The organism is Amnibacterium sp. CER49, assembly GCF_029846255.1.
Lineage (GTDB): Bacteria > Actinomycetota > Actinomycetes > Actinomycetales > Microbacteriaceae > Amnibacterium.
Genome location: NZ_JARVWQ010000002.1, coordinates 784,217 through 807,048, shown reverse-complemented (window position 1 = coordinate 807,048; position 22,832 = coordinate 784,217). Strand labels below are relative to the sequence as shown.

The 22,832-nt window shown below is 74.7% G+C and carries 25 protein-coding genes; 16 read left to right on the top strand and 9 right to left on the bottom strand.

Going from position 1 to position 22,832, the window contains the following annotated elements:
* Positions 1-35 precede the first annotated feature (35 nt).
* Entirely contained in the window at positions 36-2,234 is a 2,199-nt protein-coding gene (locus tag QDR37_RS13860; protein WP_279714373.1) for an AAA family ATPase, read from the top strand.
* A gap of 389 nt (positions 2,235-2,623) precedes the next feature.
* Here the strand turns inward: QDR37_RS13860 and QDR37_RS13855 are convergent, their stop codons facing one another.
* Positions 2,624-3,805 carry a MarP family serine protease gene (locus QDR37_RS13855; RefSeq protein WP_279714372.1) on the bottom strand — a complete coding sequence of 394 codons (1,182 nt, stop codon included), beginning with the start codon at positions 3,803-3,805 and terminating at the stop codon, positions 2,624-2,626.
* Between the two features lie 192 nt (positions 3,806-3,997).
* Here QDR37_RS13855 and rpsO point away from each other — a divergent pair, with 192 nt between their 5' ends.
* From rpsO to QDR37_RS13840, 3 genes are all read left to right on the top strand, one after another.
* Positions 3,998-4,267 (top strand): 30S ribosomal protein S15, encoded by a 270-nt coding sequence (rpsO, locus tag QDR37_RS13850; protein ID WP_279714371.1) that lies wholly within the window; start codon positions 3,998-4,000, stop codon positions 4,265-4,267.
* Between the two features lie 93 nt (positions 4,268-4,360).
* Positions 4,361-4,723 carry a nuclear transport factor 2 family protein gene (locus QDR37_RS13845; RefSeq protein WP_279714370.1) on the top strand — a complete coding sequence of 121 codons (363 nt, stop codon included), beginning with the start codon at positions 4,361-4,363 and terminating at the stop codon, positions 4,721-4,723.
* Positions 4,724-4,759: 36 nt separating this feature from the next.
* Entirely contained in the window at positions 4,760-5,467 is a 708-nt protein-coding gene (locus tag QDR37_RS13840) for an SDR family NAD(P)-dependent oxidoreductase (RefSeq protein ID WP_279714369.1), read from the top strand.
* A 77-nt stretch (positions 5,468-5,544) separates the two neighbouring features.
* Here the strand turns inward: QDR37_RS13840 and QDR37_RS13835 are convergent, their stop codons facing one another.
* Entirely contained in the window at positions 5,545-5,961 is a 417-nt protein-coding gene (locus QDR37_RS13835; RefSeq protein ID WP_279714368.1) for a transferase, read from the bottom strand.
* Between the two features lie 118 nt (positions 5,962-6,079).
* Here QDR37_RS13835 and QDR37_RS13830 point away from each other — a divergent pair, with 118 nt between their 5' ends.
* The 3 genes from QDR37_RS13830 (at position 6,080) to QDR37_RS13820 (ending at position 7,787) form a co-directional block, all read left to right on the top strand.
* Positions 6,080-6,499 (top strand): hypothetical protein, encoded by a 420-nt coding sequence (locus tag QDR37_RS13830; protein WP_279714367.1) that lies wholly within the window; start codon positions 6,080-6,082, stop codon positions 6,497-6,499.
* A gap of 48 nt (positions 6,500-6,547) precedes the next feature.
* On the top strand, positions 6,548-7,525 hold the full coding sequence (locus QDR37_RS13825; RefSeq protein ID WP_279714366.1) for an aldo/keto reductase: 978 nt from the start codon (positions 6,548-6,550) through the stop codon (positions 7,523-7,525).
* A gap of 88 nt (positions 7,526-7,613) precedes the next feature.
* Entirely contained in the window at positions 7,614-7,787 is a 174-nt protein-coding gene (locus QDR37_RS13820) for a hypothetical protein (protein WP_279714365.1), read from the top strand.
* Positions 7,788-7,792: 5 nt separating this feature from the next.
* Here the strand turns inward: QDR37_RS13820 and QDR37_RS13815 are convergent, their stop codons facing one another.
* Both QDR37_RS13815 and QDR37_RS13810 read right to left on the bottom strand, forming a co-directional pair.
* Entirely contained in the window at positions 7,793-8,581 is a 789-nt protein-coding gene (locus tag QDR37_RS13815) for a siderophore-interacting protein (RefSeq protein ID WP_279714364.1), read from the bottom strand.
* Positions 8,582-8,632: 51 nt separating this feature from the next.
* Positions 8,633-9,031, bottom strand: coding sequence for a hypothetical protein (locus QDR37_RS13810; RefSeq protein ID WP_279714363.1), 399 nt, complete (start codon positions 9,029-9,031; stop codon positions 8,633-8,635).
* A 146-nt stretch (positions 9,032-9,177) separates the two neighbouring features.
* On the opposite strand from QDR37_RS13810, the gene QDR37_RS13805 reads away from it, so the two are divergent.
* The 4 genes from QDR37_RS13805 to QDR37_RS13790 all read left to right on the top strand — a co-directional run bounded on the left by QDR37_RS13805 (position 9,178) and on the right by QDR37_RS13790 (position 12,447).
* Positions 9,178-10,239, top strand: a complete 1,062-nt coding sequence (locus QDR37_RS13805) for an LLM class flavin-dependent oxidoreductase (protein WP_279714362.1) — start codon at positions 9,178-9,180, stop codon at positions 10,237-10,239.
* Positions 10,236-11,336, top strand: coding sequence for an FUSC family protein (locus QDR37_RS13800; protein WP_279714361.1), 1,101 nt, complete (start codon positions 10,236-10,238; stop codon positions 11,334-11,336). The genes QDR37_RS13805 and QDR37_RS13800 overlap by 4 nt, the downstream gene beginning before the upstream one ends.
* Positions 11,337-11,345: 9 nt before the next feature.
* Positions 11,346-12,107 carry a metallophosphoesterase family protein gene (locus QDR37_RS13795; protein WP_279714360.1) on the top strand — a complete coding sequence of 254 codons (762 nt, stop codon included), beginning with the start codon at positions 11,346-11,348 and terminating at the stop codon, positions 12,105-12,107.
* Positions 12,108-12,204: 97 nt separating this feature from the next.
* A complete protein-coding gene (locus QDR37_RS13790) occupies positions 12,205-12,447 on the top strand; it encodes a glutaredoxin domain-containing protein (RefSeq protein ID WP_279714359.1) in 243 nt (80 codons plus the stop codon).
* 17 nt (positions 12,448-12,464) lie between these two features.
* On the opposite strand, the gene QDR37_RS13785 is transcribed toward QDR37_RS13790, so the two are convergent.
* The 3 genes from QDR37_RS13785 to QDR37_RS13775 all read right to left on the bottom strand — a co-directional run bounded on the left by QDR37_RS13785 (position 12,465) and on the right by QDR37_RS13775 (position 14,871).
* Positions 12,465-13,259 (bottom strand): hypothetical protein, encoded by a 795-nt coding sequence (locus QDR37_RS13785; protein ID WP_279714358.1) that lies wholly within the window; start codon positions 13,257-13,259, stop codon positions 12,465-12,467.
* A gap of 92 nt (positions 13,260-13,351) precedes the next feature.
* Positions 13,352-14,080, bottom strand: coding sequence for an aldolase/citrate lyase family protein (locus QDR37_RS13780; RefSeq protein WP_279714357.1), 729 nt, complete (start codon positions 14,078-14,080; stop codon positions 13,352-13,354).
* Positions 14,077-14,871: a putative protein N(5)-glutamine methyltransferase gene (locus QDR37_RS13775; protein WP_279714356.1), complete on the bottom strand. Its 795-nt coding sequence runs from the start codon at positions 14,869-14,871 to the stop codon at positions 14,077-14,079. The genes QDR37_RS13780 and QDR37_RS13775 overlap by 4 nt, the downstream gene beginning before the upstream one ends.
* Positions 14,872-14,951: 80 nt before the next feature.
* Between QDR37_RS13775 and QDR37_RS13770 the strand changes: the two genes are divergently transcribed.
* From QDR37_RS13770 to QDR37_RS13755, 4 genes are all read left to right on the top strand, one after another.
* Positions 14,952-16,172 carry an MFS transporter gene (locus tag QDR37_RS13770; protein ID WP_279714355.1) on the top strand — a complete coding sequence of 407 codons (1,221 nt, stop codon included), beginning with the start codon at positions 14,952-14,954 and terminating at the stop codon, positions 16,170-16,172.
* Positions 16,173-16,433: 261 nt separating this feature from the next.
* A complete protein-coding gene (locus QDR37_RS13765; RefSeq protein WP_279714354.1) occupies positions 16,434-18,647 on the top strand; it encodes a polyribonucleotide nucleotidyltransferase in 2,214 nt (737 codons plus the stop codon).
* Positions 18,648-18,772: 125 nt separating this feature from the next.
* The gene (locus QDR37_RS13760; RefSeq protein WP_279714353.1) at positions 18,773-19,717 is read left to right on the top strand and encodes an aldo/keto reductase; all 945 of its coding nucleotides are present in this window, start codon (positions 18,773-18,775) and stop codon (positions 19,715-19,717) included.
* 276 nt (positions 19,718-19,993) lie between these two features.
* Positions 19,994-20,986, top strand: a complete 993-nt coding sequence (locus QDR37_RS13755) for an aldo/keto reductase (protein ID WP_279714352.1) — start codon at positions 19,994-19,996, stop codon at positions 20,984-20,986.
* Here the strand turns inward: QDR37_RS13755 and QDR37_RS13750 are convergent.
* Positions 20,983-21,570 (bottom strand): TetR/AcrR family transcriptional regulator, encoded by a 588-nt coding sequence (locus QDR37_RS13750; protein WP_279714351.1) that lies wholly within the window; start codon positions 21,568-21,570, stop codon positions 20,983-20,985. The genes QDR37_RS13755 and QDR37_RS13750 overlap by 4 nt on opposite strands.
* Before the next feature lie 142 nt (positions 21,571-21,712).
* Here QDR37_RS13750 and QDR37_RS13745 point away from each other — a divergent pair, with 142 nt between their 5' ends.
* Positions 21,713-22,315 (top strand): histidine phosphatase family protein, encoded by a 603-nt coding sequence (locus QDR37_RS13745; protein ID WP_279714350.1) that lies wholly within the window; start codon positions 21,713-21,715, stop codon positions 22,313-22,315.
* 9 nt (positions 22,316-22,324) lie between these two features.
* Here QDR37_RS13745 and QDR37_RS13740 read toward each other — a convergent pair whose 3' ends face one another.
* Positions 22,325-22,801: a GNAT family N-acetyltransferase gene (locus QDR37_RS13740; RefSeq protein ID WP_279714349.1), complete on the bottom strand. Its 477-nt coding sequence runs from the start codon at positions 22,799-22,801 to the stop codon at positions 22,325-22,327.
* Positions 22,802-22,832: the final 31 nt, after the last annotated feature.

Below are 22,832 nucleotides of genomic sequence, written 5' to 3'. Positions count from 1 at the left end.
CTGGTCGGCCGCGATTCCTCCCGGGAGGTGCAGGCGTGACCGACACGGCGGAGGGCGAGCTCGCCCGCGAGCAGCACTACGTGTCCGCGCTCTACGAACGGCTCGACGCCCTGCGGGCCGAGACGTTCGACGAGCTCGAGCGGACCCGCCGCGCCGGCGCCTCCGGCACGCATCAGGCCCGCAGCGAGCGTGACGCGATGGCGCGGCTCTTCGAGGACCGGCTGAAGCAGCTGCGCGACGTCGACGAGCGGCTCGCCTTCGGCCGGCTGCAGACCGACGAGGGCGCGCTGCGCTACATCGGGCGGATCGGACTCCGCGACGACGACCAGCAGCCGCTGCTGCTCGACTGGCGGGCGCCGCAGGCGAGCGCCTTCTACCAGGCCACCGCCGCGACCCCGCTCGGCATCCGGGTGCGCCGGCACCTCGCCACCCGAGGGCGGCGGGTCACGGCGATCGAGGACGAGGTGTTCGACCCCGAGCACATCACCGACGACTCGATGCTGACGGGCGAGTCGGCGCTGCTCGCCGCGCTGTCCGCGCAGCGGACCGGGCGCATGCACGACATCGTCGCGACGATCCAGGCCGAGCAGGACCGCATCATCCGCTCGGAGGCGCGCGGCGTGCTCGTCGTGCAGGGCGGCCCCGGCACCGGCAAGACCGCGGTCGCCCTGCACCGCGCCGCCTACCTGCTCTACGCCCAGAAGGAGCGGCTCGCCCGCAACGGCGTGCTCGTCGTCGGGCCCTCGCGGAGCTTCCTGCAGTACATCGAGCAGGTGCTGCCGTCGCTCGGCGAGAGCGGCGTGGTGCTCCGCACGGTCGGGCAGCTGTACCCGGGCGTGGACGCGAGCGCGCTCGACGCCCCGCACGTCGCCGAGCTGAAGGGGCGCCTCGCGATGATCTCGGTGCTGCGCCGCGCGGTGCACGCCCGGCAGGTCGCGCCGCGGGAGGCCACCGAGATCCGGGTCGAGGGGGAGCGCCTCGTCGTGCCGCCCGAGCTGATCGTCCGTGCGCTGCGCCGGGCGCAGCAGACCCGCAAGCCGCACAACGTGGCCCGCAACACCTTCGTGCGCGAGGCGCTCACCGACCTCACCGAGCTCCTCGTGCAGAAGGTCGGGGCCCGCGGCACGACGATCGACGACGAGGACCGCCGGCTGCTGCGCGAGGACCTGCGCACCGCGCACGACGTGAAGGTGCTGCTGAACACCGCGTGGCTGCCGCTCACGCCCGAGAAGCTGCTCGGCGACCTGTACGCCCGCCCCGCCTACCTCGCTCAGGTGACGCACGACTGGCGGCAGGACGACCGAGACGCGCTCGCGCGCGCGCGATCGGCCCCGTTCACGGTCGCCGACGTGCCGCTGCTCGACGAGGCCGCCGAGCTGCTCGGCGAGCTCGACGCGGGCGCGGACGCGCGTCGCGCCGCCGCGAAGGCGCAGCGCGTCCGCGACCTCGAGAACGCCGAGGCCGCGATCCGCAACATGGGCGTCGAGGGCATCGTGTCCGCCGAGTCGCTCGCCGACGGGTTCGCCGATCCAGGCGAGCTCCTCACGACGGCCGAGCGCGCAGCGATCGACCGCGGCTGGACGTACGGGCACATCGTCGTCGACGAGGCGCAGGAGCTGTCGCCCATGCAGTGGCGGCTGCTGCGCCGCCGCGGGCCGCTGCGGTCCTTCACGATCGTCGGCGACCTCGCGCAGGCCTCCACCTCGCGGCCGCCCGCGTCGTGGGCCGACGCGATCTCGGCGCTCGGCGACACGTTCCGGCTCGAGCAGCTCACGGTGAACTACCGCACGCCTCGAGCGATCATGGCGCTCGCCGAGGCCCGCGCGCTCGCCGACGGCCTGCCGATCACGCCGTCGCGCTCCGTGCGGGAGGGCGAGGTGCCGCCGGACCTCCGGCGGGTGCCCGTCGACGGGCTCGTCCGGTCCGCGGTCGAGGCCGTGCGCCGCGACCGCGACGCCGATCCCGACGGCACGGTCGCCGTCATCGCGCCCGAGGCCCTCGTCCGTCCGCTGCACGACGCCCTCGCGACGGCGATGCCGGAACCGGTCGGCTACGGCGCGGAGGGGCTCCGCGCGAAGGTCTCCGTCCTGCCGCCCCGGATCGCGAAGGGCCTCGAGTTCGACGCGGTCGTCGTGGTCGACGAGGAGCGCATCGCCGCCGAGGACGGCAGCGGCTCGCTCTACGTCGCGCTGACGCGCCCGACGCAGCGCCTGGCGGTCGTCGACCCCGAGTAGCCGGATCCGCGGTGAGCGGACGCCGCCGCGATTCAGGACCGCGGCACGGATTCAGGACCGGTGGTCCTGAATCACGGCGCCCGCGACCGCTGGGCCGGAGTTCCGGTGGCGCGCGCCACCGATTCGGACGCCCGCCGCGGAACCTGTCCCTGAGCCGAATCGGTGGCGATGACGCTGCTCAGCCGGATCCGTGGTGGACGGAGGCCGCCGCGATTCAGGACCGCGGCACGGATTCAGGACCGGTGGTCCTGAATCACGGCGACTGCGACCGCTGGACCTGAGTTCCGGCGCGTGCCGCCGATTCGGACGTCCGCAGCGGATTCCGCGTCTGCACCGGATCGGTGGCGAGGACGCCGCTGAGCAGATCCGGTGGCGGGCCGCGGTGCTCGTCAGTCGCGGGTGCAGGCCCCGGACGAGACGGCGCTCGTGAGCGACGGCGCCTTCGCCACCACGCCGCCGAACTGCTTCGGGGTCATCGCGTAGCCGAGGTCCGCGGTCGTGGAGCTCTTCGCGAAGACGATGCCGATGACGTGACCGGCCGCCGTGAGGAGCGGGCCCCCGGAGTTGCCCTGCTCGACGTCCGCAGCCAGGGTCGCGAGGGAGCGCGGGCTGGTGCCGCGGCCGGCCACGTCGGGCACCTCGGTCGTGCCGACCTGCAGCACCTTCGCGCCGCCGGTGCTGAAGGGGCCGCCGAACGGGTAGCCGTCGATCACCCCGGTGGTGCCGATGGCGGGCACGGGATCGATCGGCAGCGCGGGCCGATCGAGGCCCGAGACGTCGATGAGCGCGAGGTCGGCGGTGGGGTCGAAGTACGTGACGCGGCCGACGATCGGCGTGCCGTCCTGCCGCAGCACCACGGGGGAGGTCACGCCGGCGAGCACGTGCGCGTTCGTGAGCACCCGGTCCTTCGCGACGACGAAGCCCGTGCCGCTCTGGTCCTGCCCGCAGGCGTACGCCGTGCCGGTCACCTTGACGACGGACCGCGCGGCGCGGGCGAGCGCCGGGGTGCCGGTGTCGACCTTCGGGACGGCGGGGTTCGGGGTCGTGCCGCCGAGCGCCCGGCCGAGCTGCGGGATGCCGCTGCCGAGCACGGCGCTGCGCAGCTGCGCGAGCGCCGAGTCGACCGGCGCGGGCGTCAGCTGGTCGAGGGTGCGGAGCACCACCGACGACGCGATGGGCTGCGCGAGGAACGGTACGCCGAGCGCCGCCACGACGCCGGCGACCACCGAGAGGGCGAGGCCCGTGACCACGACGTTCGCTGCCGCGCCGAGGATGCGGTCGATCACGCCGAGGGGGCTCTTCAGCAGCGGCCCGACGACGAGGGAGCCGACCGCGACCCCGGCGGCGTGACCGATCGCGACGAGCACGAGCGCGACGAGGATCGTGGCGCCGACGCGGGCCGGCCCGTCGGCGACGAAGCGGGTGATGATCGGCGTGACGAACGTCGCCGCGATCGCTCCGGCCGCGATGCCGAGCAGCGCGCCGACGCTCCTGATGAGGCCGAGCCGGTAGCCGCGCACCAGGTACGCGAGCAGCACGATCACGAGCACGACGTCGAGCACTCCGGGCACGCACGCCTCCTTCCCCGCCGGAGCACCGAGCGTAGGGGGCGACCCGAGGCGTGCGGGGGAGCGCAGCCCCCCGCGAGCGAGGGGGACCGGCGGGATCCGGTAGACTCGCTGGTCGCCGTTCACCGGCCGCGGAGAGAGAGCGTCGGCGCATCGTGCGCCGGCACCGCGCAGCGAGAGAGAGGGAGGCCCCGTATGGCATTGGATGCGGACACCAAGAGGGCGATCATCGAGGAGTACGCCACCCACCCGGGTGACACGGGCTCTCCCGAGGTGCAGGTCGCGATGCTCACCACGCGAATCAAGGACCTGACCGAGCACCTGAAGCAGCACAAGCACGACCACCACTCGCGTCGTGGCCTGCTGCTGCTCGTCGGCCAGCGCCGGCGGCTGCTCGGCTACCTGCAGGACATCGACATCGCGCGCTACCGCTCGCTGATCGAGCGCCTGGGCCTGCGCCGCTAGCACCGCGCCCCACACGTGTCAGGAGGCCGTCCCGTCGAGTCCGACGGGGCGGCCTCTTCCGTTCCCGCAGGACCCTGGTGTAAGCCCGACGGCATGACCGACCGCGAGGCCGTGCAGGACTGGGTGCGCCGCTACGAGCGGGCGTGGGCGACGAACGACCCCGACGACGTCCGCGCGCTCTTCGCCCCCGACGGCGAGTACCGGTTCCACCCGTGGGACGAGCCGGAGCGCGGGTCGGAGGCGATCCTCGCCGCCTGGCTCGAGGCGCAGGACGACGCGGACGACCACGAGTTCACGTGGGAGGTCGTGGCCGTCGACGGCGACACCGCGGTCGTGCAGGGCCACACCGAGTACACCGACGGCGACGCGTACGAGAACCTCTGGATCCTCCGGCTCGACGACGAGGGGCGGGCCCGGTCGTTCACGGAGTGGTACATGGAGGCCCCGAGCGACTGAGCGCCGTCCTCGAGGGGCGGCGGCGAGGCTGGGGTCATGAGCGAGCTCGAGGGACGGGTGGCGCTCGTGACCGGCGCGACGGGCGGCATCGGCAGGGCGCTCGTCGCACGGCTGCGCGGGGCGGGCCTCACGGTGGTCGCCACGACGCGCCGGGCCGAGGGGTCGGGGCTGCCGGACGGGGTCGACGTCGTCGAGGCCGACATGCGGCAGGCGGACGCGCTCCCGGGTCTCGTCGCGGCGGTGCAGGAGCGGCACGGCGCCCTCGACGTGCTCGTGCCGAACGCCGGGGCGGGGGAGCGCCGGTCGCTCGAGGACACGACGCGCGAGGACTGGGACGCCGCGCTCGCCGTCAACCTCACGGCGCCGTTCCTGCTCGCGCAGGCCGCGGTGCCGGCGATGGCGGCGCGCGGCTTCGGCCGGGTGCTGCTCGTCTCGAGCGTCGCCGCCTTCACGGGCGGCGCGATCGGCCCGCACTACGCCGCGTCGAAGGCGGGGCTGCAGGGGCTCGTCGGCTTCCTGTCGTCGCGGTACGCCGCCCGCGGCGTCACCGTGAACGCGATCGCGCCGGCGGCGATCGGCGGCACGGGCATGGGCGACGCGCTTCCCGCGGAGACGGTCGCCGCGATCCCCGTCGGGCGCACCGGCGAGCCCGCCGAGGTCGCCGACCTCGCGCTCGCGATGCTCGCGAACGGCTACCTCACCGGCAAGACCGTGCTGCTCGACGGCGGGATGCTGCCCCGCTGAGCACCGGACCCCCCGGGAACGACGAAGCGCCGGCAGGCGGACCTGCCGGCGCTCGAACCCGTCGAGGGGCGGACGCGTTATGCGGCGGCCCCGAACGCCGACTGCCCGGGGAGGACGGCGTCGTCGCTGACCTGCTGGTCGGCCGCGATGCGTGCACCCGGCCCGACGATCGCGCGGGCACCGATCTTCGAGTGGCTGCCGACTCGCGCGCCCTCGCCGACGACGGCCGCGGCTCCGACGTGCACGGCCGCGCCGATCTCGGCGTGCGGGCCGACGACGGCCTCCCGGTCGACCCATGTGCCGGCGGCGATACGGGCCGCGCGTCCGACGCGCGCGCCCGACTCGACGTAGACGCTGGGGGCGAGGAACGCCGTCGGGTCGACCGAGGCGTCCGTGGCGACGAGACCGCGGCCGTTGGGGTGCCTGCGGTACCGGGTGACGGTACCGAACTCGTCCTCGATCTCTTCGGCGATCCTGGGGGTCCTGCGTTGCATGCCCAGGACAACCGGGGCACGCCCCCGTCCATTCCCCGGCGCGCCCCCTGGTGCATAAGAGATCGATAAGAGCACGCCGCAGGAACGCCCGGAGCGCCGCCTTGCCACAATGGGTCCCGTGTTCTTCCGGAAGACCCAGGTCGACCCCGCGTTCGCGAAGACGGACCAGGGCAAGGGGTCGCTCGACGACTACAAGTTCGATCTCGTGCCGTCCTCGAACGGCACGACGATCCGGCTCGCCGGCAGCGACCCGCATCAGGACCTGCTCGCCTCGCTGCTCGGCGAGGAGGGGATCGAGACGGCGATCGGACCGCGGACGATCGAGGAGGAGCGCGTCGACGCCCCCATGCAGGTGCGTCTGTTCGCCGGGGGACGGGTGGTCGGCCCGGTCGGACAGGTGCCGCGCGGGCTCGAGGCCGTGGTGAGCGAGGCGATCAGCCGGCTCGAGCTCGCGGGCCGCAAGACCCGGATCCCGGTCGAGGTGGTCCGCACGAAGCAGGGCCTGCGGGTCGACCTGCTGATGGGTCGGACCCGCTAGCGCGAGCACCCGGGTGCGCATCCAGCCGTGCCGCCGCAGGATGGAGCCATGGAGACGGTGAACCTCGGCACATCCGGACTGCAGGTGTCGCGCGTGGTGCTCGGCTGCATGAGCTACGGGCAGCCCGACCGCGGCAACCACGCCTGGAGCCTCGACCTCGACGCCTCCCGGCCGTTCTTCCGCCGGGCGGTCGAGGCGGGCATCACGACCTTCGACACGGCGAACGTGTACTCGCTCGGCTCGAGCGAGGAGATCACGGGCACGCTGCTGAAGGAGTTCGCGCAGCGCGACGAGGTCGTGATCGCGACGAAGGTGCACGGCCGGATGGGTCCGGGGACGAACGGCTCCGGCCTCTCCCGCGGCGCGATCATGACGCAGGTCGACGCGAGCCTGAAGCGCCTCGGCACCGACTACATCGACCTCTACCAGATCCACCGCTACGACGACGGCGTGCCCGTCGCCGAGACGATGGCCGCGCTGCACGACGTCGTGAAGGCGGGCAAGGTGCGCTACCTCGGCGCCTCGTCGATGTGGACGTGGCAGTTCGCGGAGATGCAGCACACCGCCGCCATCGAGGGGCTCACCCCGTTCGTGTCGATGCAGGACCAGTACTCGCTGCTCATGCGCGAGGAGGAGCGGGAGATGCACCCGTACTGCCTCGAGACCGGTGTCGGCGTGCTGCCGTGGTCGCCGCTCGCCCGCGGCAGGCTGACCCGCGACTGGGACGCGACGACCGACCGCTCCGAGAACGACGAGTTCGGGCGCACCCTGTTCCGGCAGGCCGAGGAGTCCGACCGCCGCATCGTCGACGCGGTCGCGCGCATCGCGGCCGAGCGTGGCGTGAGCCGGGCGCAGATCGCCCTCGCCTGGGTGCTCGCGCAGGAGGCCGTCACCGCGCCCATCGTCGGCGCGACGAAGCCGCACCACCTCGAGGACGCGATCGCCGCCGAGGCGCTCGAGCTCGACGACGACGAGCTGCAGGCGCTGGAGGAGCACTACGTCCCGCACGCCCCCACCGGGTTCTGACGAGCCGTCCGGGCGCCGCGAGCGGCCGCCGGTCACGCCGTCGAGCCGGCTGCTGTTCTGGCTGCGCATCTCGTTCGTCGGCGACGCGGTGCTCGCCGCGATCGGCGGGCTGCTCGTCGCGGAGGGCGAGGAGGCCACCGGCATCGCGCTGCTCGTCTTCACCGCGCTGCGCGCGGTCATCGGCGTGATCGCCCTCGTCGTCGCCGCCCGGGCGCTCGCCGACCGCAACCCGAACGACGACCGGCCGTCGATCCTCGGGTAGCGGCGCTACTCCGGATCGCTCGGGTCGAGCGGCGCGTGGTGGTCGAGGCCCGCGACGCCCTGCTTCCAGTAGCCGTGGAGCGAGAGGTGCTCCTTCGGCAGGCCCAGCTCGCGGCGCAGCCACCGCCGCACGGGGATGAGCGCGTTCGCCTCGCCCGCCGCCCAGACGAAGGTGTCGGCGGTGACGTCCTGCGCCTGCAGCACCTCGAGCAGGTCGTACCGGGGCGCCGACGCGACCTGCGGGGTCGCGGCGAGCCCCTCGGTGCCGTCGAGGTAGCCGGGCAGCGACTCGTCGTCGCCGAACAGCACCGCGTGCACCGGCGTGACGCCTGCGAGCGCGCGGATCCAGCGGCGCAGCGCCGGCATGCCCGTCGCGTCCGCGACGAGCAGCGCGTTGCCGAACCCGGACGGCGCGAGCCGCGAGCCCCGCGGGCCGCCGATCTCGAGCTGGTCGCCCGGCGTCGCTCGCGACGCCCACGCGGTGGCGGGCCCCGCGTCGCCGTGCACGACGAGGTCGAGGTCGAGCTCCGGTCCGCTCGAGGCGCCGACCGGCCGGAACTCGCTCGGTGTCCAGTCGCGCCCGACCATGCCGTGGGCGACCGGGAAGAACGCCTTCACGTGATCCTCCGGCCCGAGGCTCGTGAAGCCCTCGAGGTCGCCCCCGAAGGTGAAGCGGACGAGGGTGTCGGTGAGCGGCTCGCGCGAGAGGAGGCGGAGGCTGCGCCGACGCGCGGTCTCGTGCCGGATCACCTCGCGGACGCGCGGACCGGCGGCCGACAGCGGGAAGGTGCCCATGGGGGCGATCCTTCCAGACGCGCCTGCGGTGCCCCGGTCCGGAGCAGCGGCTCAGTGGGAGAGCGGGTGCGCCGAGTCGTACGTGGCCGAGGCGCCGCGGTCGCTGATCGTCAGCAGGATCTGCTCGCCGTCGACGCTGCGGACGTAGTCGACGGTGACGCCCGTCGGCACGCCCGCGATGACGTTGCCGGTGTCGATGTCGACCACGCGGGTCCCGGCGAGCACGAGGTCGCTCGGCCAGTCCGCCCCGGCCTCGTGCTCGACCGTGAGCGCCGACCGGACCGCGTCGAGCGTGCGGTGAGCGGTGTCCTCGCCGCTCGCTCGAGCGGCGGCCGTGGTGACGACCGCGGTGACGGTGACGACCGTGACGACGGCCGATGCGGCGATCAGCCGGGCCCAGGCGCCTTGGAGCACGTCGGGGAGGCGCGCGGTCGACGCGGCGACGGTCATCGAGTGGTCCTGACGGCAAGAAGAGGCGGATCGCGGCGTCCGGACGGATGGCCGCACGAGAATCCAAGCCGCAGCGGCGAGCGGGCGGGAGGCCCCAGAACGGGCGGGCGGAATGCGGGACCGGGCGCGGTGCGTTGCGGGAGGACATGGTGCTGTCGCTCTCCGTCCTCGACCTCGTGCCCGTGCGGAAGGGGCAGACCTCGGCCGGCGCCATCGCCGCGACCATCGCGCTCGCGACACGGGCCGACGAGCTCGGCCTCGCGCGGTACTGGCTCGCGGAGCACCACAACATGCCCTCGGTCGCCTCGACGAACCCGCCGGTGCTGCTCGGCGTCCTCGCCGGCCGCACCTCGCGCATCCGGCTCGGCTCCGGCGGCGTGATGCTGCCGAACCACGCGCCGTTCGTCGTCGCCGAGCAGTTCGCCGCCCTCGAGGCCGCAGCTCCCGGGCGGATCGACCTCGGGATCGGGCGCGCCCCCGGCAGCGATCCCGTCATCACCGCGCTGCTGCGCTCGAGCGGGCACACGAGCGACGTCGACGCCTTCCCGGGCGCCGTGCAGGACATCGGCATGCTGCTCGGGCCGGAGGGCGCCGGCCTCCGGCTCGCGACGGGGGAGTCGTACGTCGTGCGCGCGACGCCCGCGGCCTCGTCGAGCCCCGACATCTGGCTGCTCGGCTCGAGCGACTACTCCGCCGCGCTCGCCGCCCGGCTCGGGCTGCCCTACGTCTTCGCGCACCACTTCTCCGGCGAGGGCACGGAGCGAGCGCTCGACCTGTACCGCTCCGAGTTCCGCCCGAGCGAGACGCTCGACGCCCCGCGCACGTTCCTCACCGCGAACGTCGTCGCCGCCGACACCGCCGACGAGGCCGCGCGGCTCGCCCTGCCGCAGCTGCAGCACATGGCGAGGCTCCGCACCGGCACGCCGCTCACCGCGCTCGACGTCGTCGAGGACGCGCTCGAGACGCCGCTGACCGAGCCGCAGCAGGACCTCGTCGCGACGATGCGGGGCCGCTGGTTCATCGGCGACGCCGACGACGTCGCCGAGCGCCTCGCCCGGTTCGCGGAGCGCCACGAGGTCGACGAGGTGATGATCAGCCCCGCCGCCGGTGCCCGTCGCGCCGACCCCGCCGACCGGGTGCCCGCCCGCGAGCGGACCCTCGAGCTGCTCGCAGCCCGCCTGCCGCAGGCCGTGCCCGCGGCGGCGTGAGCGGCGCCGTCCCGCTCCGCTCCCGGGCCGGCGCGGTCGCCCGGGCCGTCGTGCGGCCCGGGCCGAACCCGCCGCGGCTCGCGATCGCGACGCAGGCGGGCCTCACGATGGCGCTCGCGATCGGCCTGCCGGCGCTCGCCGGGCGGGCGGATCTCGGCCTGCTCGCGTCGAGCGGAGCGCTCACCTCGCTGTACCTGACGTCGATGAACCGGGTCGCGCGCCTCAGGCGCCTCCCGGTGCTGCAGGCGCTGCTGCTCGCGGTGGCCGCGCTCGGCGCCGCGGCCGCGGGGAACCCGGTCCTCGCGGACGTCGTGCTCGCGGCGGTCGCGGTCGCGGGCGCCGTGCTCGTCACCGGGCTGGCCGTCGGGCCGCCGGGGCTCGTCTTCGTGGTGCTGACGACCGGGGTGACGATCCGGCTCACCGCGCCACGCGCGCTCGGCGGCGCCGGCCTCGACGCCCGGGTGGTGCTCGCGGCGGAGGCCGCGGGCTGCCTGCTCGCCCTCGCACTCGCGGCGCTCGCGCTCCTCATCCCCGGCGTCCGCCTGGCGGACCGCGACCGGCCGGTCGAGCCCGTCGCCTTCCGGCTCGACCCGGCCGCGCGGATCGTCGTGCTGCGGCTCGCGATCGCCGCCGTCGCCGCGACGGTGCTGAGCGCCCCGCTCGGCGTCCATCGGGTCTACTGGGTGCTGCTCGCCGCCGTCGCCGCGCTGCAGGCCGGCCGCAGCCGGGCCCTCACCGGCGCGCGGGCCGTGAACCGCGTGCTCGGCACGCTCGCCGGACTCCTGCTCTACGCGGCCGTCGCGCTCCTGCAGCCGGCGGGGCTGCTGCTCGCGCTCGTCGCCGCGGTGCTGCAGTTCGTCACCGAGCTCGTCGTCGTGCGGCACTACGGGGTCGCGTTGCTCTTCATCACGCCGCTGGCGCTCACGATCGCCGAGGCCGGAGCCCGCCAGCCCGTCGGCGCGGTGATGCTCGAGCGGCTGGGCGACACGGTGCTCGGCGCCGCCGTGGCCCTCGCGGTGCTCGTCGGCGACCTGCTCGTCGAGCGGGCCGCCGCGCGCCGCCTCGACCGCCGTGCGACCGACGGCGGCCGTCCGTAGGGTGACGGCATGACCGTGGCCTCACGGGTCGCCGTGCTCGCGGACGTGCACGGCGTGCTGCCGGCGCTCGACGCCGTGCTCGCCGAGCCGGACGTGCAGGGCGCCGACCGGATCGTCGTGTGCGGCGACTCCGCCTCCGGGCCGCAGCCGCGCGAGGTGCTCGACCGGCTCGCGGGCCTCGGGGACCGGGCGGTGCTCGTGCGCGGCAACGCCGACCGCGAGCTCGTCGACCTCGTCGACGGCCGCCCGGTCGACGTCCCCGATCCGATCGTGCCGTGGGCGGCGGGCGTGCTCGAGCCGCGGCACGTCGCCCTGCTCCGGAGTCTGCCGCACCCGGTCGTGCTCGAGGTCGCCGGCTTCGGTCCCGTGCTGCTCTGCCACGGCTCGCCGCGCGCCGACGACGAGGTGCTGCTCGTCGACACCCGGCCTGCGCGCTGGGCCGAAGCCTTCGCCGACGTGCCCGAGGCGGTGCGGACCGTGGTCGGCGGGCATACGCACATGCCGTTCGTGCGGCTCGTGGACGGCCGGCTCGTGGTGGTGCCGGGGAGCGTCGGCATGCCGTACGGCCGGGCGGGCGCGCACTGGGCGCTGCTCGAGGACGGCCGCGTGACCCTGCGTCGCACCGAGTACGACGTCGCGGCGGCGATCGACGGGGTGGTCGCGTCGGGCTACCCCGACGCGCGCGCGTGGGCCGAGACGTACCTCACGGGGACGATCTCGGACCTCGAGGCGCTCGCGGCCTTCGCGTCGCGCGACGGCCGGGACGGCTGACCGGGCCGCACGGCATACGGAGCCGCGGCTGCGCGCCCGTCGACCGCCTCGACCATGGCGGCGCGGCGATCTCCTCGGCCCGATCTACGCTCGTGGCATGACTTCGAACGACACGATCACGATGTACGGCGCCGACTGGTGCGGCGACTGCCGTCGCTCGAAGTCGGTGCTCGACCGCGCCGGCGCTGCCTACGAGTACGTCGACGTCGCGGCGTCGCAGGAGGCCACGGACCGCGCGATCGAGATCAGCGGCCGCCCCAACATCCCCGTGATCGTCTTCCCCGACGGCTCGCACCTCGTGGAGCCGTCCGACGCGGAGCTGCTCGCGAAGCTCGGCTGAGCCGAGGCGGCCTCCCGTCAGGAGGCGGCGAGGCCGGCGCGGTCGACGCGCCGGTGGTAGCGCATGCCCGCGAGGCCGCCGAGGAGCGCGCCGATCAGCATGACGACGAGCACGACGGCCGCGGTGACGACCCCGGCGGCGGTGAGCGTCGACGGACTGAGGGGCAGGTTCGGGATGCTGCCGAGCTGCCCGACGATGCTCGCCTGGGTGCCCGCGACCGCGCCGACGATGCCGAGCAGCACGGCGATGATCACGGCCCACAGCCAGACGGCGAGCCCCTGCTTCGCCCCGCTGAAGCGCGCCATGCGCCCGGCGACGTAACCGCCGCAGTAGTAGCCGACGAAGAGGATCACGACGAGCGCGACAGCGCTCGCGATGCCCGCGGTCTGCGCACCGCTCGTCCGCAGCAGGTTCTGCGCACCGAAGAGCGCGGCGACGGCGCCGACCGCCGCGATGAGCAGCACGGTCATGCCGGTCGCGGTGAGCCAGCCGAAGAAGGCGGTCCAGAACCGCATGCCGCCGAACTCCTCGCGCTCCCGCTCGAGGACACGCAGCCGCTCGGCGACCGGGTCGGTGCGCGGCGAGTCGCTGCGGGCGTCGCCGCCCGCAGCGACCGCGGAGCGCTCAGGCAGCACGGTCGTGGCGTCGTCGTGCCGCCGGTCGGCCGCGGGGTAGGCGCGCGTGGCGCCGTCGTCGGCCGTCTCGGCGCGGGCCGGGTAGGCGCGGGTCGCGCCGTCGTCCGCAGCGCCGTCGTGCGTGGCGCCGTCGTTCTCGGGGGTGGTCGGAGCCGGGTCGCTCCTCCGGTCGGTCATGCCCGCACGGTAGCGGCGCTCGGTCCGCATCCCGCCGAGGCTCGACGTTCTCCCAGCCGGCGTTCGGGAAAGCGATATCGATCGAGCGTCGGCTACCCCTCGATCGAGCGCCGCACCCGCGCCGCGAGCGCCGCGCCCGACGCGAGCAGCTCCGTGTCGAGCGCCGCCGCGACCCAGTCGAAGCCGAGCCGGGCGAACGCCTCGGGTCGCCCGGCCCCGAACGCCCCCGCGAGCACCCCGGCCGTCCGGCAGGCCGCGAGGACGCGGGCGAGCACGCCGTCCCGCTCCTCGAGCAGCGCGGGGATGGTCGTGCCGAGCGCGAGCGAGAGGTCGAACGGGCCGACGAAGACCATGTCGAGGCCGGCCGTCGCGGCGATCTCCTCGACGCGGTCGAGGCCCGCGGCGGTCTCGACCATCACGGCGACGAAGGGCTTCGGGCCACCGGGTCCGGGCACGCGATCGACGCCGTGCAGCAGGCCGAGGCTGCGGCCGCCGCGCGGCGGGAGGTGCGCGGCGGCCACGACCGCCTCCGCCTGAGCGGCGGACTCCACGAGCGGCACGATCACGCCGTCGGCGCCCGAGTCGAGGGCCCTGCCGATGCCCGCGGGATCGTCGGACGGCGGGCGCACGAGCAGCGGCACGAGTGGCGAGCGGCGCAGCGCGAGCGTCTCCCGCACCGCGCGGTCGTCGAAGTGGCCGTGCTGCATGTCGAGCAGCAGCCAGTCGAGCCCGGAGGCCTCGAGCGCGGCGGCGCCGCGGGGCTCGCCGAGCGTCGCCCAGGCCCCGAGCCGGACGCCTCCCGGGTCCGTCGTCGCGCTCATCGCGCTCCCTCCCGGCGGCCCAGGGCCACCGTCCCGTCGATCTCCTCGTCGTGGCGGATCGTCACGACGAGTCCTGCCGCGGCGAGCAGCGCGGCGGTCGCCTCCGCCTGCTCGTCGCTCGTCTCGATGAGCACCGTCCCACCCGGCGCGAGCCAGCGCGGGGCCTCCTCGGCGACCCGTCGGTGCACCGTGAGGCCGTCCGGTCCGCCGTCGAGGGCGACGTGCGGCTCGTGGTCGCGGGCCTCCGGCGGCATCGTCGCGATGCCCGCCGTCGGCACGTACGGGGCGTTCACGGCGAGCACGTCGACCCGGCCCTCGAGCCGCGCCGGCAGCGGCGCGAAGAGATCGCCGAGCAGCACCGTTCCACCGAGCGGCTCGAGGTTCCGCCGCGCGCAGGCGACCGCGGCGGGCTCGACGTCGAGGGCGAGCAGCTCGCCGGGAGCGGCGAGCGCCGCGATCGCGACGGCGACCGCACCCGTGCCGCAGCAGAGGTCGACGACGGTCCCGCCCACGGGGAGCGCCGCGGCGGCCTCCCGCGCGAGCAGCTCCGTGCGCCTCCGGGGCACGAACACCTGGGGTTCGACGGCGATGCGGAGGCCGCAGAACGCGGCCCAGCCGACGACCGCCTCGAGCGGCTCGCCGGCGATCCGGCGCGCGAGCAGGGGCTCGAGGTCGCCGCCCTCGGCGAGCAGCAGGGCGGCCTCCTCCTCGGCGAAGACGCTGCCGGCGGCCCGCAGCCGCGCGGCGACCGCCGCGGGATCGGCGGCGGTGGTCCGGGTCGGCTCCGACATCGCTCCGCATCGTAGGCGGCCGTCCCGCCTGACGATCGGCCGCGAGCCGGGCGAACGCCGGAACAGCGCGGGCGCACCGCGTGCTCGTCCCGGATGTGACCCCCGCCGACGCCCGGATCCCGCGGCTGCCCGCGGCCGCGGCCTTCTGGACGACGGCCGCCGTGTTCCTCGCCGCGATGGCGTTCACCACGGTGCCGACGCCCCTCTACGCGCTCTACCAGTCGCGGGACGGCTTCCCGACCTGGCTCACCACCGTGATCTTCGCGGCCTACGCGGTCGGTGTCGCCGTCAGCCTCTACCTCGTCGGGCACGTCTCGGACTGGCTGGGCCGACGTCCGCTCGCGCTGGCTGCCCTCGCCGCGGAGGTCGTCGCCGCGGTGCTGTTCCTCGTCGCGCCGAGCGTGCCGGGCCTGCTGGTCGCGCGCCTCGTCACGGGGCTCGGCGTCGGCGCGCTCACCGCGTCGGCCACCGCGCACCTCGGCGAGCTGTGGCGCAGCGGGCGGCCGGGGCGGTCGGGCGCCGTGCCCGCGGCCGTCGCGGTCGTCGCGAACATCGGCGGCCTCGGGATCGGTCCGCTCGTCGGCGGCGTGCTCGCGCAGGTGGCGCCCGCGCCGCTCGTCACGCCGTACGCGCTGTCCCTCGTCGTGCTGGTGCTCGCCGCCGTCGCGGCCCTGCTCGCTCCCGAGACGGTCGAGCGGACGCGTCGGCCGTGGCGGCCGCAGCGTCTCGCCGTGCCGAAGGAGGGCCGTGCCGACTTCTCCGCGGCGGGAGCCGCCGCCTTCGCCGCGTTCGCCGTCTTCGGGCTGTTCTCCGCCCTCGCGCCGACGTTCCTCGCGGGCGAGTTCGACGCCCGCTCGCGCCTCGTCGCGGGCGCCGTGCCCTTCGGGGTGTTCGCGGTCGCCGCGGTCGCGCAGATCGTGCTCGCCGCGGTGCCGCTGCGGGCCCGCCTCCTCACCGCGGTCGTGCTCATGGTGGCCGGCCTCGCCGGGCTCGCCGTCGCCGCGCTGGCGGTGGTGCTCTGGCTGTTCGTCGCCGGTGGCCTCGTCGCCGGGGCCGGGGTGGGACTGCTGTTCCGGGCGTCGCTCGACGTGGCCGGTGGCGTCGCCGAGCCGGACACCCGCGGCGAGGTGCTCGCCGCGATGTTCCTGCTCGCCTACGTGGGCCTCACCGTGCCGGTGCTCGCCGTCGGGCTCGCGCTCGCCGTCGCGCCCGCGGTGCCGGTGCTCGTCGCCTTCAGCGCGGCCGTCGCGGTCGTGGTCGTCGTCGCCGGCGCCCGCATGGTCGGGCGCCGCACCACCTGACGCCGAGAGGCGCCGTCACCGGGCTGGTACCATGGGGCCGTCCCCGGAATCCTCCGAGGACGTGGAGCAGACCGGCAGGGAGCTGGTCGTTAGTGGTGGATCTCGGATCCGTGCCTCGCCGCACGGGGGCCGCGTTCTTCTACTGATGACCAGGAGCCGTTCCGGCGCGAGGCATCCGGCCAGGGTGTCCGACCCGCGGCTTGCCACGCTCCTTCCTGCATCGTCCGTCTGCTCCTACCGATCAAGGTAAGGAGCGACCTCTTGGAAGGTCCCGAGATCAAGTCCGCCGAGGCGGTCATCGACAACGGGCGCTACGGCACCCGCACCATCCGCTTCGAGGCCGGCCGCCTCGCCCAGCAGGCGCAGGGCAGCGTCGCCGCGTACCTCGACGAGGACACGATGCTGCTGTCCGCCACGAGCATCAGCAAGCAGCCGAAGGAGCAGTTCGACTTCTTCCCGCTGACCGTCGACGTCGAGGAGCGCTCGTACGCCGCGGGCAAGATCCCCGGCTCGTTCTTCCGCCGGGAGGGCCGCCCCTCCACCGAGGCGATCCTCGTCTGCCGGCTCATCGACCGGCCGCTGCGCCCGTCGTTCGTGAACGGCCTCCGCAACGAGGTCCAGATCGTCATCACGGTCCTGTCGATCGCCCCGGGCGAGTTCTACGACGCCCTCGCGATCAACGCCGCGAGCGCGTCGAGCCAGCTGTCCGGCGTGCCGTTCTCCGGCCCCATCGCCGGCGTGCGCCTCGCGCTGATCGACGGCCAGTGGGTCGCCTTCCCGACCTACGCCCAGCTCGAGGACGCGGTCTTCGACCTGACCGTGGCCGGCCGCGTCACCGAGAGCGGCGACGTGGCGATCATGATGGTCGAGGCCGAGGCCACCGAGACCGCGTTCGAGAAGATCCGCGCCGGTGCCCAGAAGCCGAACGAGGAGGTCGTGGCCCAGGGGCTCGAGGCCTCGAAGCCGTTCATCAAGGTCCTCGTCGAGGCCCAGGCGCAGCTCGCGGCGCAGGCCGCCAAGGAGACCCGCGAGTACCCGGTCTTCCTGCCCTACTCCGACGAGACCTACAGGGTCGTCGAGGACCTCGCGCTCGAGGACCTGCAGGCCGTTTACCAGATCGCCGGCAAGGTCGAGCGGCAGGACGCCGACGACGCCCTCAAGTCGCGCGTCAAGGAGACCGTGGCCGCGAAGGTCGAGGCGGGCGAGCTGCCCGCGCAGGCGCTGAACGAGGTGTCCGGCGCCTACAAGTCGGTGACGAAGAAGGTCGTGCGCGGCCGGATCCTCGCCGAGGGCGTCCGCATGGACGGCCGGGGCCTGAAGGACATCCGCCCGCTCGACGCCGAGGTCGGTGTCATCCCGCGGGTGCACGGCTCCGCCATCTTCCAGCGCGGCGAGACGCAGATCCTCGGTGTCACCACGCTCAACATGCTGAAGATGGAGCAGCAGATCGACTCGCTGTCCCCGGTGACGAAGAAGCGGTACCTGCACCACTACAACTTCCCGCCCTACTCGACCGGTGAGACCGGTCGGGTCGGCAGCCCGAAGCGCCGCGAGATCGGGCACGGCTTCCTCGCCGAGCGCGCGCTCGTGCCGGTGCTGCCGGCGCGCGAGGAGTTCCCGTACGCCATCCGTCAGGTGTCGGAGGCGCTCGGCAGCAACGGCTCGACCTCGATGGGGTCGGTCTGCGCGTCGACGCTCGCCCTGCTGAACGCGGGCGTGCCGCTCAAGGCGCCGGTCGCGGGCATCGCGATGGGCCTCGTCTCCGACACCGTCGACGGCGAGACCCGCTACGCGACCCTGACCGACATCCTGGGCGCGGAGGACGCGCTCGGCGACATGGACTTCAAGGTCGCGGGCACCGCCGAGTTCGTGACGGCGATCCAGCTCGACACGAAGCTCGACGGCATCCCGTCGTCGGTGCTCGACGGCGCGCTGCAGCAGGCGCGTGAGGCCCGCCTCACGATCCTCTCCGTGCTGAACCAGGCGATCGACGGCCCGGACGAGATGGCTCCGACCGCGCCGCGCGTGATCTCGGTGCAGATCCCGGTCGACAAGATCGGCGAGCTGATCGGCCCCAAGGGCAAGACGATCAACCAGATCCAGGACGACACGGGCGCCGACATCTCGATCGAGGAGGACGGCACCGTCTACATCGGCGCCGTCGACGGCCCGTCCGCCGAGGCCGCGCGCAGCGCGGTCAACGCGATCGCGAACCCGCACAACCCCGAGGTGGGCGAGCGGTTCCTCGGCACCGTGGTGAAGCTCGCCGCGTTCGGCGCCTTCGTGTCGCTGCTGCCCGGCAAGGACGGCCTGCTGCACATCTCTGAGGTGCGCAAGCTCGCGGGCGGCAAGCGGGTCGAGAACGTCGAGGACGTGCTCGCCGTCGGGCAGAAGGTCCAGGTCGAGATCACCAAGGTCGACGACCGCGGCAAGCTGTCGCTCACGCCGGTGATGGAGGAGCCCGCGGCGGTCTGACCGACCCCGTTTCCAGAGGGAGGACCGCGAACAGGACCGCGCGGTCCTCCCTTTGTCAAGATCGATTCGCAGCATTCCTGGGAGTGGGATACTGCCCGGGTTCAGATTCCTGTGATGGGAGAGCGGTGACGAGTCTCGCTGCAGGTCCGGTGTCGCGCCGCGTCGGCGACACGGGCATGGCGGTCTTCCCGATCGCTCTGGACGGCAGCGTCTTCGGCTGGGCGGCCGACGCCAAGGCCACCGCGAGCATGCTCGACCTCTTCTACGCCGCAGGCGGTGACCTCATCAGCACGGCCGACCACTACGCGGGCGGCCGCAGCGAGGTCATGATCGGCGGCTGGCTCGCCCGGCACCACTACCGCGAGCGCCTCGTCATCGCGACGAAGATCGGCAAGCACCCGGACAACCCCGGGCTGGCGCCCGACTCGATCAGGCGCGCGGTCGACGCCTCGCTCGAGCGGCTCGGCACCGACTACATCGACCTGCTCAGCTTCGACGGCGAGGACCCGTCGACGCCGATCGAGGCGAGCCTCACCGCCGCCACCGAGCTCGTCCGCGCGGGCAAGGTCGCGCACCTCTCGGCCTCCACGTTCAGCCCCGCTGGGCTTCGCGAGGCCGTCGCCGTCGCGCGCCGGCTCGAGATCCCGGGCATCAGCACCCTGCTGCAGGAGTACAACCTGCTCGAGCGCGAGCCCTACGAGACCGACATCGCCCCGATCGCCTTCGCGCAGGACCTCGGCGTGCTCGCCCGCATGCCGCTCGCCTCCGGCTACCTGCGCGGCGACTTCCGCTCGAAGCACGACCGGCCCGCCTCCCCGCTGTTCACCGGCGCGCTCCGGTACGTGAACCGCCGCGGGCAGGCCGTGCTCTCGGTCCTCGACCAGATCGCCTTCGAGGTGGGGCACCACGTCGGCCGTGTCGCACTCGCCTGGCTGCTCGCGAAGCCGATGGTCACCGCGCCGCTCGTGCGGGTGCCGAACGCCCGCGGGCTCGCCGACCTGATGCCGGCGGCCTCGCTCGTGCTGACGCCCGAGCAGGTCGCTCGGCTCGACGCGGTCTCCGACCGCTGACGCCCCCCGAACTGGTCCTGACGCTTCCTGGGGCACCGGCCGTAGGCTGACCGCGAGCCGGATCGGTACGGGTGCTGAGAAGCCCCACCGCTGGGGGGCGGACATCGCCGGCTCACCTGTCGCCGCTGGGGGGCGTCGACACATCTCTTCGGGGAGACCCGGGGGCTGCCGCCGGCATCGGATCCGCTGCGGCAGCCCCCGGCCCCGAGGTTCTCGGGACGCCGCCGCCGCGTCGACGGAGGCCGCCCGTAGGATCTCCCGACAGGAGGCCCTTCGATGACGGTCGACCCGGAGGCCCGGAGCGGTGCCCGTCGCACCGGCGGCGAGGCCGCGGTCGCCGAGGCGCTCGGCGTCGTCACGCGCGCGCAGCGCGACCTCGCGGCCCGAGAGACCCGGCCGCTGCTCGATCCGCCGTCGCCGCCGTTCCGGCTGCGGCCGCTCGGCGACACCGGGCTCGCCTTCCACCCCGTGCTGCTGTCGTCCGCAGCGTTCCCGGATCCCGTCGCCGCCGCGTCCGTGATCGACGGCTACCTGGCGGCGGGCGGCAACGCGCTCGACGTCGCCGACGGCGACGACGAGACCCTGCGCCGTCTCGGCGGCCTGCTCGATGCGGGCGGCCGGCGCGAGCGTCTGCTGCTCTCCGCCGAGATCGGCGCCGCGTCGCTGCCCGCCGCGCGGCTGCCCGCCGCCGTCGACCGCCTGCTGCGCCTGCTCGGCGTCGATCGCATCGACGTGCTCGGCTTCGCCCAGCACGAGCGCGGCGTGCCGATCGAGGAGACCCTCGTCGCCGCCGGCGCGCTCGTCGCGGCGGGCAAGGTCCGGGTGCTCGCGGGCGGCGGCCACGGCGGCGACCGGCTGCTCGAGGCCCGCATCACGGCCGCCCAGCGCGGTCTGCCGCGGTTCGAGGCCGTGCGGCCCGTGTACAGCCTCGTCGAGCGGTCCGGCTACGAGCGGGGCGTGGCACCGATCGCGGTCGGGCAGCGGCTCGGCGTCTTCCCGCGGCTGCCGGTGCCGGCCGCGCTCGCGGGCAGCCGTCGCGGCCTGCCGCGGCGCGTCGTGCGCACGCTGGCGGCGGTCGACGTCGTCGCTACGGAGCGGGCCGTCGCGCCGGCGACCGTGGCGCTGGCCTGGCTGCTCACGAAGCCGCAGGTCGTGGCGCCGGTGGTCCCGGTGCGCGACCCGGCCGGGCTCGCGGCGGCGGTCGCCGCCGCCGGGGTCCACCTCACGAGGTCGGAGGCGACCGCGCTCGACCGCGCCTCGGACGACTAGCGGGACGCCTCGGCGATGATCCGGCCGGCGCCGCGCACGAACGCGCTCGTCGCGGCGATGACGTCGCCCGCGTACGCGCCCGACATCGCGCCGTCGCGCAGCAGGTAGAACTCGTCGGCGGCGGCGCCCGGCTGCGGGTGGCCCGCCCCGCGCAGCTGCTCCTCGAGGAAGCCGGTGAACCAGTCGCGGTGCTCGGCGACGACGAGCCGCACGGGATGCGACGGCTGCGGGAACTCGGCCGCCGCGTGCAGGAACGGGTCGCCGCGGAAGTTGGGGCGCGCGGTGTCGGCCACGACGGCGTCGACGAGGGCGGCGAGCACGCTGCCGGCATCGGGGGAGTCGTCGGCGAGGTCTTCGAGCGCCGTGCGGATCTGCCGGTCGCGACCGCCGACGTACTCGAGGATCAGCGCGTCCTTCGAGCCGTACTGCTTGTAGAACGTCGCCTTCGTGACGCCGGCCTCCGCGATGATCCGGTCGATGCCGACCGCGTTGATGCCGTCGGTGTAGAAGAGCTCGTCGGCGACCTCGAGCAGGCGCACGCGCGCGGTGGAGGGCCGGCGGGCGGTCTGAGGAGGCGTGCTCACGTGTGTCCCCTTCCGCGGTGCAGCCCCAGCACGCTATCAGCGGAGTGGACCGAACGGTCTGTCCTACCCCTTCAGGGGGACGCCCCAGTCCGGGGGCGTCGCGCGCTCCTGCTCAGGACCGCCGCCTACGATCGATGCCGCGATGTCGCAATACCTGTACCTCGTGCGCCACGGTGAGCACCGGGACGCCGAGCACGGCGTGACCGACGGTCCGCTGTCCCCGCGGGGCCGGCGGCAGGCAGAGCTCCTCGCGGCGCGGCTCGGCGGCCTGCCGCTGACGGGCGCCTGGTACGCGCCGACCCGCAGCGCGACCGAGACCGCGTCGATCCTCGGGGCGATGCTCCCGGCGGTCGAGCCGAAGGCGTCCGCGCTGCTCTTCGACTGCGTGCCGTCGGGCCCGAGCCCCGAGTCGCCGCGCGCCTTCGACTCGTGGTTCGCCGCGATCACGCCGGAGGAGATCGAGGCCGGGCGCGCGCAGATGGCCGACGCGGTCGGCGAGTTCTTCCAGCCCGGGGCGCATGAGCGGCACGACCTGCTCATCACCCACAACTTCGTGATCGCCTGGTTCGTGCGCCAGGTCTTCGACGCGCCGGACTGGCGCTGGCTCGGGGTGAACCAGGCGCACTGCGGGCTCACGGTCCTCCGGGTGCGGTCCGGGCGGCCGCCGGTGCTCGTGACGCACAACGACCTCGCGCACCTGCCGTTCGAGCTGCGGACGGGCCTGCCCGACGTGCCGCTCGTCTAGCGGACGCGCTCAGGACCCGGCGACGAGGCGCTTGCCGTACCAGTCGGTCGCGTTGGGGTTGTCGTTGTACGGCGGCACCGGGACGAAGCCGGCGCTGCGGTAGAGGCCGCCGGCGGCCTCGAGCGACCGGTTCGTGTCGAGCACGAGGGTCGCGACGCCCGCCGCGCGGGCGCGGGCCTCGAGCTCGGCGAGCAGCCGCCTGCCGAGGCCGCGACCGCGCGCCCCGGGGACGACGTAGAGGTGCTTCACCTCGCTCCGCGGCCCCGCGTCGTCGTCGGCGAGCGGGCGCATCCCGCCGCAGCCGACGGGGGCGCCGTCGTCCTCGAGCACGAGGAAGACCCCGCGGGGCGGTGCGAAGACGGCCGGGTCGGGTCGTGCCGGCCGGTAGGGGCCGGGCCCCGGGAAGCCGGCCGCCCGCTCGGCGAAGTAGGCGTCGAGCAGGGCCGCGGGTCGCGGGTCGGTGGGGGAGACCTCGCGCAGCTGCACGGAGCAGAGCCTAGGCAGCCTCGGTAGGCTC

What these genes read in the sequence shown, in the direction of transcription:
- rpsO (WP_279714371.1), top strand. Translation starts at nt 3,998, where the DNA reads ATGGCATTGGATGCGGACACCAAGAGGGCGATCATCGAGGAGTACGCC.
- QDR37_RS13845 (WP_279714370.1), top strand. Translation starts at nt 4,361, where the DNA reads ATGACCGACCGCGAGGCCGTGCAGGACTGGGTGCGCCGCTACGAGCGG.
- QDR37_RS13840 (WP_279714369.1), top strand. Translation starts at nt 4,760, where the DNA reads ATGAGCGAGCTCGAGGGACGGGTGGCGCTCGTGACCGGCGCGACGGGC.
- QDR37_RS13835 (WP_279714368.1), bottom strand. Translation starts at nt 5,961, where the DNA reads ATGCAACGCAGGACCCCCAGGATCGCCGAAGAGATCGAGGACGAGTTC.
- QDR37_RS13825 (WP_279714366.1), top strand. Translation starts at nt 6,548, where the DNA reads ATGGAGACGGTGAACCTCGGCACATCCGGACTGCAGGTGTCGCGCGTG.
- QDR37_RS13815 (WP_279714364.1), bottom strand. Translation starts at nt 8,581, where the DNA reads ATGGGCACCTTCCCGCTGTCGGCCGCCGGTCCGCGCGTCCGCGAGGTG.
- QDR37_RS13810 (WP_279714363.1), bottom strand. Translation starts at nt 9,031, where the DNA reads ATGACCGTCGCCGCGTCGACCGCGCGCCTCCCCGACGTGCTCCAAGGC.
- QDR37_RS13805 (WP_279714362.1), top strand. Translation starts at nt 9,178, where the DNA reads ATGGTGCTGTCGCTCTCCGTCCTCGACCTCGTGCCCGTGCGGAAGGGG.
- QDR37_RS13795 (WP_279714360.1), top strand. Translation starts at nt 11,346, where the DNA reads ATGACCGTGGCCTCACGGGTCGCCGTGCTCGCGGACGTGCACGGCGTG.
- QDR37_RS13790 (WP_279714359.1), top strand. Translation starts at nt 12,205, where the DNA reads ATGACTTCGAACGACACGATCACGATGTACGGCGCCGACTGGTGCGGC.
- QDR37_RS13785 (WP_279714358.1), bottom strand. Translation starts at nt 13,259, where the DNA reads ATGACCGACCGGAGGAGCGACCCGGCTCCGACCACCCCCGAGAACGAC.
- QDR37_RS13780 (WP_279714357.1), bottom strand. Translation starts at nt 14,080, where the DNA reads ATGAGCGCGACGACGGACCCGGGAGGCGTCCGGCTCGGGGCCTGGGCG.
- QDR37_RS13775 (WP_279714356.1), bottom strand. Translation starts at nt 14,871, where the DNA reads ATGTCGGAGCCGACCCGGACCACCGCCGCCGATCCCGCGGCGGTCGCC.
- QDR37_RS13755 (WP_279714352.1), top strand. Translation starts at nt 19,994, where the DNA reads ATGACGGTCGACCCGGAGGCCCGGAGCGGTGCCCGTCGCACCGGCGGC.
- QDR37_RS13745 (WP_279714350.1), top strand. Translation starts at nt 21,713, where the DNA reads ATGTCGCAATACCTGTACCTCGTGCGCCACGGTGAGCACCGGGACGCC.